This window comes from Psychrobacter sp. 219-2-C, assembly GCF_049560815.1.
In the GTDB taxonomy this organism is placed as follows: Bacteria; Pseudomonadota; Gammaproteobacteria; order Pseudomonadales; family Moraxellaceae; genus Psychrobacter; species Psychrobacter faecalis.
The window spans coordinates 458,444-474,342 of record NZ_CP186933.1 but is presented as its reverse complement, the minus strand read 5'-3'; the positions used below and the strand labels follow the sequence as shown (position 1 = coordinate 474,342).

Sequence of the window (15,899 nt, the reverse complement as noted above, 5' to 3'; positions counted from 1 at the left end):
CGATTCAGTCATCTGAGAAAACCTCGCCTTTTGCCGCCATTTCCACTAATAGCTGCGCAGGCTCAAAACGTGCGCCATATTTCTGTGCCAGCTCACGACTACGCGCGACAAATTTATCGACGCCTACTGAGTTGATAAACTGTAGCGTCCCCCCTTGGTTTGGCGCAAAACCCCAACCGAATATGGAGCCGATGTTGGCATCGGCCACCGTACGCACGACGTTTTCCTCATAGCATTTGGCAGTCTCATTGGCTTGCACGTAAAGCAAGCGGTCTACCAAGTCTTGCTGCGATGGCTGCTCATCTGTTGTTGGATACAGTTCAGTGAGCTCAGTCCATAGATGTTTTTCACCATTCTCTGGATAATCATAAAAACCTTTAGACACCTTTTTACCTTCGCGGCCAAATTCTTTGACCATTTTTTCTACTACTGACATCGCAGGATGCGGCGTAAAAGTCTTACCTTCTGCCTCCATTGCCTTTTTAGTCTGCTGCATAACATGTAATGACAGGCTGAGTGACACCTCATCTTGTAATGCGAGCGGCGGCATCGGCATACCAGACTTCATACCAGCCACTTCAATACTGCGAGGATGAACACCCTCAGCTAACATGGCAATGCCTTCTGACACATAAGTGCCAAAAACACGCGATGTATAAAATCCGCGGCTGTCATTGACAACGATGGGCGTCTTGCCAATTTGACCAACATAATCAAAACCTGTTGCTAGCGTGGCATCGTCGGTTTCTTCACCAACGATAATCTCAACGAGTGGCATCTTATCAACCGGTGAGAAGAAATGTAGACCGATAAACTGGTTCGGGCGTTTGCTGGCTTTAGCAAGCTCAGTGATTGGCAAGGTTGAGGTGTTCGATGCATAAACGGCAGTCTCTGGAATCACGGCTTCAGATTGTCGCGTACATTGTGCTTTAATATCTACATCTTCAAAAACAGCTTCAATGATTAAATCACAGCCTTCTAAATCATCATAAGACGTGGTGGTCTTGATAAGGTCTAATAATGCTTGTTTTTTGTCCTTTGTTGAACGCCCTCGGCTGATGGCTTTGTCTAGCAGCTTAGTAGAGTAGCTTTTGCCTTTTTCGGCACCTTCAATCGCCGTATCGAGCAATACCACTTCCATACCCGCTTTAGCTGAAACGTAAGCGATACCAGCGCCCATCATGCCAGCGCCTAAAATACCGACTTTGCTGACTTTAGATCGCTCAAACCCTTGCGGGCGTGATTGTCCTTTTTTAATGCTATTGAGCTGCGTCCAAAGGCTATTAATCATGTTTTTGGATACGTCTGATAACACGCAGGCGACAAAAAAACGCGACTCGATTTTAAGGCCGTTGTCGATATCGGTTAAGCAGCCTTCAAACACGCTAGATAAAATATGGGTAATCGCAGGATAGTTGCCGTGGGATTTTTGATTGGCCATCGCTGGGGCCATAGAAAATACTTGCACCATTTTTGGATGATTGCTATCACCGCCTGGGATTTTAAAGCCTTTTTTGTCCCATGGTTGCTGCGCTTTTGGATTGTCATTAATCCATGCTTTCGCCTTACTGATAAGCTCGTCATCGTCATGAGCCACGTCATCGATAAAGCCAATTTCTAGCGCTTGCTGTGGACGCAGCTCTTTACCTTGGGTCATCAGCTCAAGGGCTTTTTGAATACCAATCAAACGCGGTAGACGCTGCGTACCACCACCGCCGGGTAACAAGCCAAGCTTAACTTCTGGCAAACCCAGCTTGGTTGTAGACGAGGTTTTTGGTGAATCGATAGCAATACGATAATGACAGGCTAAGGCAAGCTCAAGACCGCCCCCAAGCGCCGTACCCGTAATGGCAGCAACCACTGGTTTACCTGAAGTTTCAAGTTTACGCAGGCTAGTTTTTAAGTCCTCAACCAAGTCAAACGCTTGCTCAGCCGTTTCAATAGTAGCCAATTGGTCAATATCTGCGCCAACCACAAAGGTTGATTTACCAGACGTTAGAATTAGGCCTTTTGCGTCCTGGTCATTGATAAAAGCATCCGTTATTGTAGCAAAGGCTTCATTAAAGCCCTCTCCAATGACATTCATCTTACGCTCGGTTTGGTCGATAGTGACGGTGATAATTCCATTATCAGATTGGGCAGAAAAATTCTTTAATGCATTGATGGCATCTACGCTATTGGTGCTCATTTTAAATCCTTGTTAATCATCCATAATCATTTTTATAATCGTTTTTGCTAAATGTTTTTATACACGCTCAATGATAGTTGCAATCCCCATACCGCCGCCGACGCATAGCGTAACCATGGCGGTTTTTAAATCGCAGCGCTCAAGCTCATCAAGCACCGTCGTCATTAGCATCGCACCTGTTGCGCCGAGTGGGTGACCCATCGCAATCGCGCCGCCATTAACATTGACTTTATCTAATGAAATACCAAAGTCGCTAGCGGTATTCATCGGAACAGCAGCAAAGGCTTCGTTTATCTCCCATAGGTCGATATCAGACGCTTGCATACCTGCTTTATCTAGCGCTTTTTTACAAGCTGGTGTCGGACCTGTCAGCATAATAGAAGGCTCTGAGCCAATGACCGCTGCCATAGTAATCTTCGCTCGCGGCTTAAGTCCAGCTTTGTCCCCAGCGGCCGCACTACCGATAAGACATATCGCAGCACCATCGACGATACCTGATGAGTTGCCAGCATGATGCACATGGTTTACTTTTTCAATCGTGGTGTATTTATCCAAAATAACGCTATCAAAACCCATCTGACCGGGCATAGCAAAAGACGGATTGAGCTTTGCTAAAGTGGCAACATCAGTATTTGGACGAATGGTTTCGTCTTTGTCTAATAGTAATAAACCATTAATATCCTTAACAGGCACCACTGATTTATCAAAATAGCCTTTTTCCCAAGCGGCGGCGGCTCTTCTATGTGATTCAGTGGCAAACTCATCAACATCGCTGCGACTAAAGCCCTTTAGGGTCGCGATAGTATCAGCGCCAACCCCTTGTGGGACAAAACCAGTAGCATCATTAACGCGTGGATCCATATACCAAGCACCGCCATCTGAGCCCATCGGTACGCGGCTCATAGACTCAACGCCGCCCGCTACAACCATGTCCTCCATACCGGACATGACTTTGGCAGCAGCAAGGTTGATAGATTCAAGGCCTGAGGCGCAGTAGCGTGACAATGTCACCCCTGCTACACGTTGATCCCAGCCTGCATCGAGAGCAGCGATACGAGCGATATCTGAGCCTTGCTCACCGACTGGCGTCACACAACCCAGCACGATATCGTCGACGAGGCTGGTATCTAAGTGATGACGCTGCTGCATCTCTTTAAGTAGCGTACGTGTCAACCAAATTGGCGATGCTTGATGCAAAGCGCCATCCTTTTTTCCTTTACCACGTGGAGTGCGGAGCGCATCATAGATATAAGCGGTCTGGGTCATAATAAATCCCTTTAATTTTTAAGTAGCTAGTTTTAAATAAGGAAGTGTTGAGAAGCGCGCATTCTGCTCACTCATAAGCGATTACATAAAGCGCGAGGCCAGCTCTTTCATGATTTCATTAGTGCCGCCGTAGATTTTTTGTACGCGAGCATCGGCATACATACGAGCGATTGGGTACTCTGACATATAACCGTAACCACCAAATAACTGTAAGCATTCATCCATCGTTTTACACTGTTTTTCTGTCACCCAGTACTTGATTAAGGATGCTTGCGCGGCGTCAAGCTTACCCTGTATTTGCGCCTCAACTGCTGAATCACATAAGGCTTTTACCGCTAAATAATCCGCTTGTACCTCAGCCAGCTTAAAGCGCGTGTTTTGGAATTGCCAAATTGGCTTGCCAAAGGCTTCACGCTCTTTGACATATTTAAGCGTCAGCTCTAACGCCAGTTTCATCGCGCCGCAGCCACTTAAAGCAATAATCAAGCGCTCTTGTGGCAGCTCTTGCATCATGTGTATAAAGCCGAGCCCCTCGACACCGCCTAGTACGTTTTTTTGTGGCACACGCACATTACTAAAGAAAAGCTCTGAAGTATCTTGTCCAGCAAGACCCGTCTTTTTCAGGTTACGGCCACGTGTAAAACCCTCTAAACCGTCGGTCTCAACAAGAATCAGCGAGACGCCTTGCGCGCCCTTATCGCGGTCTGTCTTACAAGCTAATAGCACGATATTGGCATGCTGACCATTGGTGATAAAGGTTTTTGAACCATTAATGATATAGTCGTCGCCCTCTTTTATCGCATAAGTTTTGATGGCCTGCAGGTCAGAGCCCGTCGTCGGCTCAGTCATCGCAATAGCACCAATATATTCGCCCGTCGCCATCTTAGGCAACAATGATTTTTTTTGCTCTTCAGTTCCAAGCTTATAGATATATGGAGCCACGATACCTGAGTGCACCATACCGCCATAACTGGCTTGGTTCGCCTGCGCCTGCGCCAAAAGAATCGCGGCTTCATGACCAAAATCACCGCCGCCGCCGCCGTACGCTTCTGGTATTGACGCACATAAAAAGCCCATCTCGCCGGCCTCTTCCCAAGCCGCGCGGTCAATCATACCGTTTTCTCGCCACTGCTCGTCTTTGTCCTCCCAGCTTTGAAACATTTTTAGCGCACTGTCATATACCATTTCGTGCTCTTCAGTCATCCATTTTGCTGGAAATGCTTTGATACTCATACGGGTCATCCTTGACGTAAATTAACAGACATAAATTAAAAAATAATGAAATTGATACGATTAAAACTAACGTTTATTAGAATAATAGCCAATATACGGTAATCATAATTACCATATATGTTAACTCTCTAAAGCCATATATTTAACAACTCGCAAAAACATACTAAATTAACCAAAAGCTTTGTTCAATAAACTTGTATAAAATCGTGCTGGGTAGATTTGACCACATACCCTAAGACTGTTCCTTATATTTCATAAAAAAAGGCTTGTTCGCAGCGATACGACAAGCCTATTTTTATGGTATTTTCAAGGTTTTCAGAAAGTATAAGACTAGGACGAACCTTATACTTAGATATCGTTGAGATATGCTGCATCAAGCGCATAACGGAATCTGGTAAACGAATAATCATATTAGGGTAAGTTAGCAAACCCAAGCTTAGCACACTCTTTCAAAGCACTTACTCTTTGATAATTTAAAAATAGTTCAACTTTAGAAGTTGCAGATTTATAATGCTACTTAAGCATGCGGTAAACCTTTATCAGCTCTTTATAGTCAGTCTTCTAGTTCAGCAAAATCGTATTCACGACAATTATAATAAGGGCTACCACAAACGAGCAGTGCTACTTCCGCCGGGCCTGCTTCGGGTTTGTAATGGAATTCTTGCATAAAATTATCCTTTTATGAGTTCATATTAGGATTCTTAATGAGTGCAGAATCTCTCAAATTTGCTCAGGCTTATAATCAAACCCTTCTTCATCGTAAATCTGATAAGTCACGTCCAACAATATTTTTAATAGCTCTGATTTGTCAAAGTGTCTCACACTCATGACGATAGGCGAGGTTAAAAGCCCGTCCTCGAAAGGAATATAAGTCACTTCCTGTTTCCGTAGATGCTCAAGCGTTTTTGGTACGATAGTCAAGCCCTCGCCTGCTGCTACCAACCCTAACGCAACATGCAGCTCACGTACCTCAGTAAAATAGTTTGCTTTTAGATTGCGTGACTCAAAGAGCTCTAAGACAAAATCGATAAAGCTAGGACGAGGTGCCATTGGATATAACAATAAATTTTCATTGGTTAAATCCATTAAACGAATACTCTTTTGTTGCTCTTTTGCCAATCGATGCTTGTTAGGAACCGCAACCACTAAACGCTCCTGTCTCAGTAATAATCGCCTAATAGAAGCGTCTTCAAATATAAGCCTTCCAAAACCGACATCTATTTTGCCTTCTACTAAGCTTTGCGTTTGCTGCCAAGAGTTCAATTCATATAATTTAATCTCTATATTTGGATAGACCTCTCTGAAGCGCGCAATCACTTTCGGCAATATGCCATACAGTATCGATGACACAAAACCTATCGATAATGTGTTGTCAAAGCTGCCTTTACGAAAGGTCATCGCCCGCAGATCATCTGATTTTTTTATTATCTCAAGCGCATGATCATAAAAAAAGTCGCCAGCTTCAGTAAGCTTTAAAGGGCGATTGTCCCTATCAATGAGCGTGACGCCGATCTCTTCTTCCAACTGTTTTATCTGACGGCTCAGTGGGGGCTGTGAAATAAACAAACGCTCTGCTGCCTTATTAAAACTTTTTTCCTCTGCTACCGCTACAAAATAGCGTAAATGTCTCAATTCCATTGAACATTATTCCTTGAGTGACCTATAAGCCTATCGATACCTAAAGAACATAACACGGTGAAGGTTGATTATCAAAATACCCAAAAGGTATCAATATCAGACCAAATAGGTCTTAGACATGTCGTTATCTAATAACTATAGTTCTTATTAAGCATAAGGAAGCATCATCTATTCAATAGGGACTGTCATGATTCGTTCAATTAATACTTTATTGGTACCAATACCTACTATAAGGGCTCATAAGCTCGCTTGTACCGTTATGAACGAACAAGTCTTGGTCTTGGTACACATTCAAACAGAAGATGGCTACGAAGGTTGGGGCGAAGCGACCACCATTGGCGGCCTAAGCTACGCAGAAGAAAGCCCTCATAGCATCAAAACTAATATCGATACCTACTTTACCCCTCTTTTATTAAAAGAGCAGCCGACTAGTCCAGCAAAAGCTATGCAGCTGCTAAGTCTTCATATCAATGGCAACCGCTTTGCAAAGTGTGCCATCGAAACTGCCCTACTCGACATTGAAGGTAAACGCCTAAACCTACCAGTAAGTGAGCTGATTGGTGGTCGTGTTCGTGACCGTATCGAAGTGGCTTGGACGCTTGCCAGCGGCAATACAGCGACCGATATCGCCGAAGCTAAGCGCATGATTGAGCAAAAGCGCCATCGCATTTTTAAATTAAAAATCGGTAGCAATCCGATTACTGATGATGTGGCCCACGTATTAGCCATAAAAGCAGCCTTGCCTAATTGCCGCATTACCGTTGATGTCAATCAGGCTTGGACAGAACTTGAGGCAATGCAAGGTATTAGCCTATTACAAGCTGGAGGCATTGATTTAATCGAACAGCCTGTTTCAATGCGTAATAAAGCCGCTCTAAAACGTTTAACTGATCGCTTTGATGTGGCGATTATGGCGGATGAAATTGTCCAAGATCCTCAGAATGCCTTTCATTTAGCAGCAGATCATTATGCTGATGTCTTTGCGGTAAAAATTAATCAAGCAGGCGGATTGAGAGCAGCTTGTCTTATTGGACAAATGGCACATCTAGCAGGTATCGAGCTGTATGGCGGCACTATGCTTGAAGGGCCTATCGGTACGGTAGCCTCAGCTCATGTATTCTCAACCTATCCCAGTCTAAATTTTGACACCGAACTGTTTGGTCCGTTGTTATTAACCGAAGACGTTTTAGTACAGCCTCTTGATTATCAAAATTTTGGGTTAAATGTACCTACGGGCGCAGGTCTTGGTATCGAAGTAGATAGCGATAAAGTCTATCACTACGCCAAACAAGCAATCAATAATTCACTTAAATCATCGAAGCCGCAATTTGCCACTAATGCTCAAACTGAAATGCTGTAACAGCTAAAAAAATTACCCGTCATCAAATATAAGGAAATAATTATGTTATACCACGTCAGAATGGATGTCTTAATCCCAACAGATATGGACGCCGACAAGGTCAACGAGCTTAAAGCCACCGAAAAAGCGCTGTCACAAAAGCTCCAAGAGCAAGGTAAATGGCGTCATATTTGGCGCATAGCCGGTCAGTACTCTAACTTCAGTATCTTTGATGTTGAGAGTAATGAAGAGCTACATGACATTATGATGTCATTACCGCTCTATCCGTATATGAAGGTTGAAGTGACACCATTGTTACGTCATCCATCATCTGTTCGTAGCGATGACAGCTAAAGCAAGCCAGTACAGCTGATATCAGAATCTATAAAAACTGAGTAAGAATACTCACTGTAATTACCCCTTAATAAAACAGTCCTCAACAAGGAGAGAGACATGGAACGCAGCCAAATTGAAGCATTAGCCACTCAGTTCATCAAAGGCAAAATCGACTTCCCTGAGCAAGTCAATCCACGCGTACAAGAGATTGTCTTGCGTATCGTGACCGACCTTATGCAAACCATTAACGACTTAAAAATCACTGCCGATGAATATTGGTCTGGCGTTGAGTTTATCGGTGATTTGGGCAAAGAAGCTGGTTTATTATCACCAGGCTTGGGTTTCGATCATTTTATGGATTTAATGATTGAAGAGGATTTAAAAGCAGCCGGTCTTGACGGTGGTACTGTACGTACTATTGAAGGTCCACTCTATGTCGCTGGTGCGCCAGAAGAAAAGGGCTTTGCGCGTCTAGATGATGGCACTGACCTTGATAATGGCACCGTGCTATTTATGCAAGGCACTGTTTATGGTGAAGATGGAAAGCCTCTTCCAAACGCAAAAGTTGAAGTGTGGCATGCCAACAGCTTAGGTAACTACTCTTTCTTTGATGAATCACAGTCTCATTTCAACTTACGTCGTAGCATCATTACCGATGAAAACGGAAATTATGCATTCCGCAGCATCGTGCCGCTAGGTTACTCGGTACCACCAGAAGGAATGACGCAAAAAGTATTGGGCGCGCTAGGACGTCACGGTCATCGCCCAGCTCACATTCATTTCTTTGCCAGTGCTGACGGTCATCGCAAACTGACCACGCAGATTAACATCGATGGCGATGAGTACCTATGGGATGACTTTGCTTTTGCAAGCCGCGAAGGTTTGGTACCAGAGGTAACGATGGTCGAAGATGCGGACAAGCTAAAAGAAAAAGGTCTCGATAAACCATATGCCAGTATCGATTTCGACTTTCATTTAGTAAAAGATATCGACCAAAACGTCCAAGGCAGTGAAGTCGAACGTCGCCGTGCCCAAGGTTAATCTGGGCTTGTTATTGGATATTAGTAGTTCATAAATATTAAATCTCTACGTTTGGTACGTCCCAAGCTGCCGTATCAAGCGTAACACCGAATCACATTTAACACCGTTATTATACAAGGAAGGCAGCCATGAGCCAGCGTATCAATCTAGTACCTGAAGGATCAGACATCACTATTGATGATTTTTTAGAAGAAAACAGCGAAAAAGGGATTTATCGCCTGCATCGTAGCGCCTTCACTAACGAAGAGTTGTTCGAGCTTGAGATTAAGTACATCTTCGAAAACAATTGGGTATATTTGGCTCATGAGTCTCAAGTTCCTGATAACAACGACTACTACACCTCATACATTGGCCGTCAGCCCGTCATTCTTGCCCGCAATAAAGAAGGCGATTTGCACTGCATGATTAATTCATGCTCACACCGCGGCGCACAGCTCTGCCGTCATAAGAAAGGCAATAAAGCCACTTACACCTGCCCATTCCACGGTTGGACCTTTAACAACTCAGGCAAGCTGCTTAAAGTTAAAGACCCAAGACATGCAGGCTATCCAGAATGCTTCAATAAAGAAGGCTCACACGACTTAAAACAAGTGAAGATGGCTAATTATAAAGGCTTTATCTTTGCCAGCTTAAATGATGATGTTCAGCCAATCGGAGACTGGCTTGGTGGCTCTACCAAAATTCTTGACATGATTGTCAATCAATCGCCAGAAGGTCTAGAAGTGTTACGCGGCACCTCAACCTATACCTTTGATGGTAACTGGAAGCTGCAAGCTGAAAACGGTGCCGACGGCTATCACGTATCAGCCGTCCATTGGAACTACGCTGCGACAACTGCGCGCCGTAAAGAAGCTGAAGCTGTCAAAGAAGACAATATCAAAGCCATGAACGCTGGCAAATGGGGTCGACAAGGCGGTGGGTTTTATTCTTTTGAAAACGGTCACATGCTGTTATGGACACAGTGGGAAAACCCACAAGACCGTCCAAACTACGCTTATCGCGATGAGTATGTCGCCAGCTACGGTGAAGCCATGGCGGACTGGATGATTGAACGCTCACGTAACTTATGCCTATATCCAAACGTCTACATCATGGATCAGTTCGGCTCACAAATTCGTATGCTCCGCCCTATCGCGGTTGACAAAACTGAAGTTAGCATCTGGTGTATCGCACCAAAAGGCGAAAGCGATGAGTCACGTGCACGCCGTATCCGTCAGTATGAAGATTTCTTTAACGTTACTGGTATGGCAACCCCTGATGACTTAGAAGAGTTCCGCTCATGCCAAGAAGGTTATAACGGTATCAAGCTTGAATGGAATGATATGTGCCGAGGCTCCGAGCACTGGATTCAAGGTGCAGATGAAGGCGCTGCCGCTATTGACCTCAAACCTTTAATGAGTGGTGTTAAGACTGAAGATGAAGGACTATATACCGTCCAACATCGCTACTGGCATGAAGAGATGAAAAAAGCTCTAGAGCAAGAGCAGCAGCTACACGGTGCTAATAGCGACTAATACATTTTTTATTATTACTCTGCTATTTATTGTAGAACTGACAAAAAATAAGGATATCAATCATGAAAAATGCAACGGTTAACATTGAAGACATTAGACAGTTTCTATACCGTGAAGCGCGTTTATTGGATGAGAAAAAATGGGAAGAATGGCTCACTTATTACGATGAAGACTGCCCTTTCTGGATGCCAAGTTGGGATGATGATGGTCAGCTCATCAGCGACCCACAACGAGAAATCTCGCTGATTTATTATCCGGATCGCCGTGGTCTTGAAGATCGTATCTTCCGCATCGAGACTGAGCGCTCATCAGCGACCATTCCTGATACGCGTACCACGCACAATTTATCGAATATTGAACTACTCGAAGACAATGACGGTATTGTGACGGTGCGTTTCAACTGGATCAACAAGTCCTTTCGCTATCACGAGACCAATACCTATTGGGGTTACTCTCAGTACAAAATAGACATGACTCAAGACCAACCAAAAATTTTGGATAAGTATGTGGTCTTAAAAGACGACTATGTGCATCAAATCATGGACGTCTATCACGTCTAATCATTATTCACTCATTATTTAGCCACTAGCTTTTAATTAATACGTGTTGAAAAGGGATATTTCTCATGGAATATAATATTGCTCTACAGTTCGAAGACGGCGTCACAGGCTTCATCAAATGTGAAGCCGACGAAACCGTCGCCGAAGCCGCTTATCGTCAAAAATTTAATATCCCTGTGGATTGCCTTGATGGTGCTTGCGGTACTTGCCGTTGCCATTGTGAATCTGGCAGCTACGACATGCACCCTGATATGTATATCGAAGATGCACTGACAGAAGCTGAAGCCGCTGAAGGTTATGTACTCACCTGTCAGATGATTCCTGAAAGCGACTGCGTGATCAAAGTGCCAAGTTCTTCTGAAGCCTGTAAAGTCGGCAAGTCTGTATTCAAAGGCAAACTACAACAGCTGAATGTGCTGTCAGAATCCACTATTCATTTTGGTGTAGATATTGATAATCCCGAGGCTTTGGTGTTTCTTCCGGGACAATACGTCAACATCAACATTCCTAACTCCAACGAAACGCGCTCTTACTCATTTAGCTCTGTACCCAATGCCAAGCAGGCTGAGTTCGTCGTTCGTAATATTCCTAACGGCAAAATGAGCACCTTTTTATCTGATACTGCGACTATAGGTCAAGAGATTAATTTTGAGGGTCCATTTGGTAGCTTTTACCTGCGCCCTCTAATCCGCCCGACCCTATTTCTAGCAGGTGGTACTGGTATCGCACCTTTTTTATCGATGCTAAAAAGCTTAGAAGTGTCTGGTGCTCATCATCCTGTCAGGATGGTCTACGGCGTCACCAACGACTTTGATCTTATAGAAGTTCAGAAACTAGAAGAAGTCAAACAAAACCACCCTTGGTTTGACTACCGCACCTGTGTCGCCGCTGAAGACAGTAATCATGAGCGTAAAGGCTATGTTACCAGTCATGTTGATAATGAGTGGCTGAACGATGGTGACGTCGATGTCTACTTGTGTGGTCCGTTAGGGATGGTGGATGCGGTGAGTAATTGGTTAGACAGCAGTAATCTAAAACCGAGTAATTTTTACTATGAAAAATTCACGCCCAGTGAACAATAACGTAGCCTAGCCGTATTACTCTACTAGCAAAGCATGAGCAAGATTTTTAGGAGACCGTCATGAGTAAAAGATTTGATAATAAAGTATGTATCGTTACTGGTGCCGCCCAAGGCATCGGACGCGGAGTCGCTTTACGTTTGGCAAATGAGGGCGGAAAAATCGTCATGGCAGACTTTTCTCCATTAGTAGAAGAGGTGCTGGCTGAAATCATCGCTAATGGTGGAGAGGCAATTACCATTCAAGCCGACCTTGAAACCCATCAAGGTGCTAAAGAGGCTATTGATAAGGCACTTGATAGCTATGGGCGTATCGATATATTGGTCAACAATGTCGGCGGCGCAATATGGATGAAACCTTTTACCAGCTTCTCTGAAGCAGAGATTCAAAAGGAAATTAGCCGCTCATTATTTCCAACATTATGGTGTTGTCATGCTGTTTTACCAACCATGGTCAAACAGCAGTCAGGCACTATTGTTAATGTGTCCTCTATCGCTACTCGCGGTATCAACCGCATACCCTATTCGACAGCGAAAGGCGGCGTGAACGCCATGACCGCATCGCTCGCTTTTGAGTATGCAAACGATGGCATCCGTGTGAATGCTGTAGCAACTGGCGGTACTGAAGCGCCGCCCAGAAAGATTCCACGTAACGCCAAACCATTAACTGATGATGAAAAATCATGGATGAATGCGGTGGTTGATCAGACCATTGATCGCACCTTTATGAAACGCTACGGCACGATTGATGAGCAAGTCAATGCCATCTTGTTTTTAGCATCCGATGAGTCTTCTTATATTACTGGAAGTACCATTCCTGTGGGCGGTGGCGACGAAGGCTAATAATAAATCTGCCAATAAATAGCATGAACCTGAATTTGTCATCCCAAACTGTTAATCCCATGACCAATGCTAATTTGCAAGGAAGCAATATGGCCTCTGTAATCCAAACCTTAAAAAGCGATTGGTCGCTCTCCGCCTCGGTTGCAGGGTTCTTAGCGGTTCTTATTTCTTATGCGGGTCCTTTGATTATTTTTTTTCAGGCCGCACAAGCCGCACAAGTTTCAGATGCCATGATGGCGTCTTGGATTTGGGGTGTCTCCATCGGTGCTGCCATTCCTGGTATTTATTTATCTATTAAATATAAAACACCGGTTATTACAGCATGGTCCGCCCCTGGTACCGCTTTACTAGTTACCCTATTTCCACAGATGAGTATTAATGAAGCTGTTGCCGGTTATATCATCTCAGCGATTGTCATATTTATTGTTGGAGCGACAGGTTACTTCGACAAAATATTAAAATGGATTCCTAACGGTATTGCCGCTGGCATGATGGCAGGGATTCTATTTCAATTCGGCTTAGAATTATTTAAAGCCACTGATAGCATGCCATTTATCGTCTTTAGCATGCTCGGTTGCTATTTATTAGCCAAACGCTTTTCGCCGCGCTATACGATGATCTGGGTATTGATATGCGGTGTTATCTTAAGCGTCTTACTTGGCAAAATGAACCCTGTCCATTTCGATTTAGCCGTTACCATACCTACTTTTATTGCACCTGAATGGTCGTGGAACTCAACGTTTAACCTCGCTATACCCCTTATTCTTGTGAGCTTAACAGGACAGTTTTTACCGGGAATGGCTATTTTAAATCTTAGCGGTTATAACACGCCAGCCAAACCCATTGTCGCCATCTCTAGTCTCTCGTCGTTAGCAGTCGCCTGCGTTGGTGGTATTACCATTGTGCTTGCTGCCATCACTGCGGCGCTTTGTACTGGTAAAGATGCTCATGAGGTAAAAGAGAAACGCTATATTGCAGGCGTCGCCAATGGCATCTTCTATTTATTTGGCGGTTTATTTGCTGGCAGTATCGTGATGGTATTTAGCTTGCTTCCAAAAGAGCTTGTCGCGGCACTGGCCGGCCTTGCATTAATCGGTGCCATTTCTGCCAATATCACCATTGCTATGAAAAATGATGAGCAAAGAGACTCTGCATTGATTACATTTTTAGCGACAGCATCGGGTATGAGCTTTTTGGGATTAAGCTCTGTGTTTTGGGGCATTCTTATTGGCATGATTGCTCACTATATTCTGACCAAAAAACGCCTACTACCAACATCATCTATCTCATTAACGACCTCTAATAATGAAGCCAATTAAGAGCAAGTCTCTCACGAAAAAAATTAAGTAGTGTCAGAGCAATGAGTCCAACCCATGTACCACTTATTAATTTTAAAGACACTACCTCATATGACTTTTTATAGGATATAAACATGATTAACAAAGCAGATAAAAACATCACTGACGTACTTAGTCAAATCAAAGATGGCGCCACCATCATGATTGGTGGCTTCGGTACTGCAGGGCAACCAGCTGAACTCATTGATGGACTTATTAATTTAGGCGTAAAGGATTTGGTCATCATTAATAATAATGCCGGTAATGGCGATCACGGCCTTGCCAAGCTCTTAAAAACAGGTGCTGTGCGTAAAATCATTTGTTCTTTCCCGCGTCAATCGGATTCTTGGGTATTTGATGAGCTTTATCATGCTGGCAAGATTGAGCTGGAGCTAGTACCACAGGGTAATTTGGCTTGCCGTATTCAAGCAGCAGGTATGGGACTCGGTGCGGTATATACGCCCACAGGCTTTGGTACTTTACTCGCAGAAGGTAAGGAAACTCGAGAAATCGATGGTAAAGACTATGTTCTTGAATATCCGATCAAGGCTGATTTTGCTTTAATCAAAGCTTCTAGAGGCGATCGCTGGGGAAACTTGGTGTACCGCAAGTCTGCCCGTAACTTTGGTCCAATTATGGCAATGGCAGCTGACGTGACTATCGCCCAAGTCTCCGAAACGGTTGAGCTTGGCGCGCTTGATCCTGAACACATTATTACGCCGGGTATTTTTGTGCAGCATGTGGTGCAAATTCAGCCTGCTAGCACTGAATCTGCTAGCGCTGAACTTTTTAGCACAGCTACTACAGCCACCGCTTAATATTGCCAACTATAAGGAGCGTCATCATGAACCATACTTCCTACACCGTTTTGACCCGCGATCAAATCGCCGAGCGTGCTGCACAAGATATTCCAGATGGTGCCTATGTCAATTTAGGCATCGGACTACCAACTAAAATTGCCCAATACCTACCGGATGATAAAGATGTATTTTTGCATTCAGAAAACGGCTTATTAGCTTTTGGGCCACCACCTGCCAAAGGTGAAGAGGATCCCGAGCTGATTAATGCCGGAAAAGAGTACGTCACAATGCTCGATGGCGGCAGCTTCTTTCATCATGGCGACTCTTTTGCCATGATGCGCGGTGGTCATCTTGATATCTGCGTACTAGGTGCATTTCAAGTGGCTGAAAATGGTGATCTAGCCAATTGGAGCACCGGTGCGACAGATGCAATACCGGCTGTTGGCGGCGCTATGGATTTAGCCGTCGGTGCCAAAAAAGTCTTTGTGATGACCAATCACACCACCAAGACTGGCGACCCTAAAATCGTTAGCAAGCTTACCTACCCTGTGACTGGCAAAAACTGTGTTGATCGTATTTATACTGACTTATGTGTCATTGATGTCACTGATAAAGGTTTAGCCGTCACTGAAATGGTCGATGGCTTAAGCTTTGCGGACTTACAAGCATTGACGGGTGCGACGCTAATTGATGCTACAAATTCAAAATAATAAAAAGGACAAGGAT

At 44.2% G+C, this 15,899-nt stretch carries 14 protein-coding genes; 10 read left to right on the top strand and 4 right to left on the bottom strand.

Annotated elements, in window-relative coordinates; all coding sequences use genetic code 11:
- Positions 1-4: 4 nt before the first annotated feature.
- From ACPEGP_RS01950 to ACPEGP_RS01935, 4 genes are all read right to left on the bottom strand, one after another.
- The gene (locus tag ACPEGP_RS01950) at positions 5-2,188 is read right to left on the bottom strand and encodes a 3-hydroxyacyl-CoA dehydrogenase NAD-binding domain-containing protein (protein ID WP_423813771.1); all 2,184 of its coding nucleotides are present in this window, start codon (positions 2,186-2,188) and stop codon (positions 5-7) included.
- 57 nt (positions 2,189-2,245) lie between these two features.
- On the bottom strand, positions 2,246-3,454 hold the full coding sequence (locus tag ACPEGP_RS01945) for an acetyl-CoA C-acetyltransferase (protein ID WP_423813770.1): 1,209 nt from the start codon (positions 3,452-3,454) through the stop codon (positions 2,246-2,248).
- 81 nt (positions 3,455-3,535) lie between these two features.
- On the bottom strand, positions 3,536-4,687 hold the full coding sequence (locus ACPEGP_RS01940; protein WP_423813769.1) for an acyl-CoA dehydrogenase family protein: 1,152 nt from the start codon (positions 4,685-4,687) through the stop codon (positions 3,536-3,538).
- Positions 4,688-5,407: 720 nt separating this feature from the next.
- Positions 5,408-6,325: a LysR family transcriptional regulator gene (locus ACPEGP_RS01935; protein ID WP_423813768.1), complete on the bottom strand. Its 918-nt coding sequence runs from the start codon at positions 6,323-6,325 to the stop codon at positions 5,408-5,410.
- A 187-nt stretch (positions 6,326-6,512) separates the two neighbouring features.
- Here ACPEGP_RS01935 and ACPEGP_RS01930 point away from each other — a divergent pair, with 187 nt between their 5' ends.
- The 10 genes from ACPEGP_RS01930 (at position 6,513) to ACPEGP_RS01885 (ending at position 15,883) form a co-directional block, all read left to right on the top strand.
- Positions 6,513-7,685, top strand: coding sequence for a muconate/chloromuconate family cycloisomerase (locus tag ACPEGP_RS01930; RefSeq protein ID WP_423813767.1), 1,173 nt, complete (start codon positions 6,513-6,515; stop codon positions 7,683-7,685).
- 42 nt (positions 7,686-7,727) lie between these two features.
- Positions 7,728-8,018: a muconolactone Delta-isomerase gene (catC, locus tag ACPEGP_RS01925; protein ID WP_011513602.1), complete on the top strand. Its 291-nt coding sequence runs from the start codon at positions 7,728-7,730 to the stop codon at positions 8,016-8,018.
- A 99-nt stretch (positions 8,019-8,117) separates the two neighbouring features.
- Positions 8,118-9,041 carry a catechol 1,2-dioxygenase gene (gene catA, locus ACPEGP_RS01920; RefSeq protein ID WP_200661716.1) on the top strand — a complete coding sequence of 308 codons (924 nt, stop codon included), beginning with the start codon at positions 8,118-8,120 and terminating at the stop codon, positions 9,039-9,041.
- A gap of 128 nt (positions 9,042-9,169) precedes the next feature.
- Positions 9,170-10,555 (top strand): benzoate 1,2-dioxygenase large subunit, encoded by a 1,386-nt coding sequence (gene benA, locus ACPEGP_RS01915; RefSeq protein WP_423813766.1) that lies wholly within the window; start codon positions 9,170-9,172, stop codon positions 10,553-10,555.
- Between the two features lie 62 nt (positions 10,556-10,617).
- Entirely contained in the window at positions 10,618-11,115 is a 498-nt protein-coding gene (gene benB / locus ACPEGP_RS01910; protein ID WP_020443471.1) for a benzoate 1,2-dioxygenase small subunit, read from the top strand.
- Positions 11,116-11,180: 65 nt separating this feature from the next.
- Complete coding sequence (gene benC / locus ACPEGP_RS01905; RefSeq protein WP_191691231.1) at positions 11,181-12,197, top strand: benzoate 1,2-dioxygenase electron transfer component BenC; 1,017 nt, start codon at positions 11,181-11,183, stop codon at positions 12,195-12,197.
- Positions 12,198-12,256: 59 nt separating this feature from the next.
- A complete protein-coding gene (locus ACPEGP_RS01900) occupies positions 12,257-13,036 on the top strand; it encodes a 1,6-dihydroxycyclohexa-2,4-diene-1-carboxylate dehydrogenase (RefSeq protein ID WP_191691233.1) in 780 nt (259 codons plus the stop codon).
- A gap of 89 nt (positions 13,037-13,125) precedes the next feature.
- On the top strand, positions 13,126-14,355 hold the full coding sequence (gene benE, locus ACPEGP_RS01895) for a benzoate/H(+) symporter BenE (protein WP_191691235.1): 1,230 nt from the start codon (positions 13,126-13,128) through the stop codon (positions 14,353-14,355).
- Between the two features lie 113 nt (positions 14,356-14,468).
- Positions 14,469-15,191 carry a 3-oxoacid CoA-transferase subunit A gene (locus tag ACPEGP_RS01890; RefSeq protein ID WP_191691237.1) on the top strand — a complete coding sequence of 241 codons (723 nt, stop codon included), beginning with the start codon at positions 14,469-14,471 and terminating at the stop codon, positions 15,189-15,191.
- Positions 15,192-15,217: 26 nt separating this feature from the next.
- On the top strand, positions 15,218-15,883 hold the full coding sequence (locus ACPEGP_RS01885; protein ID WP_191691239.1) for a 3-oxoacid CoA-transferase subunit B: 666 nt from the start codon (positions 15,218-15,220) through the stop codon (positions 15,881-15,883).
- The last annotated feature ends 16 nt before the right edge of the window (positions 15,884-15,899 follow it).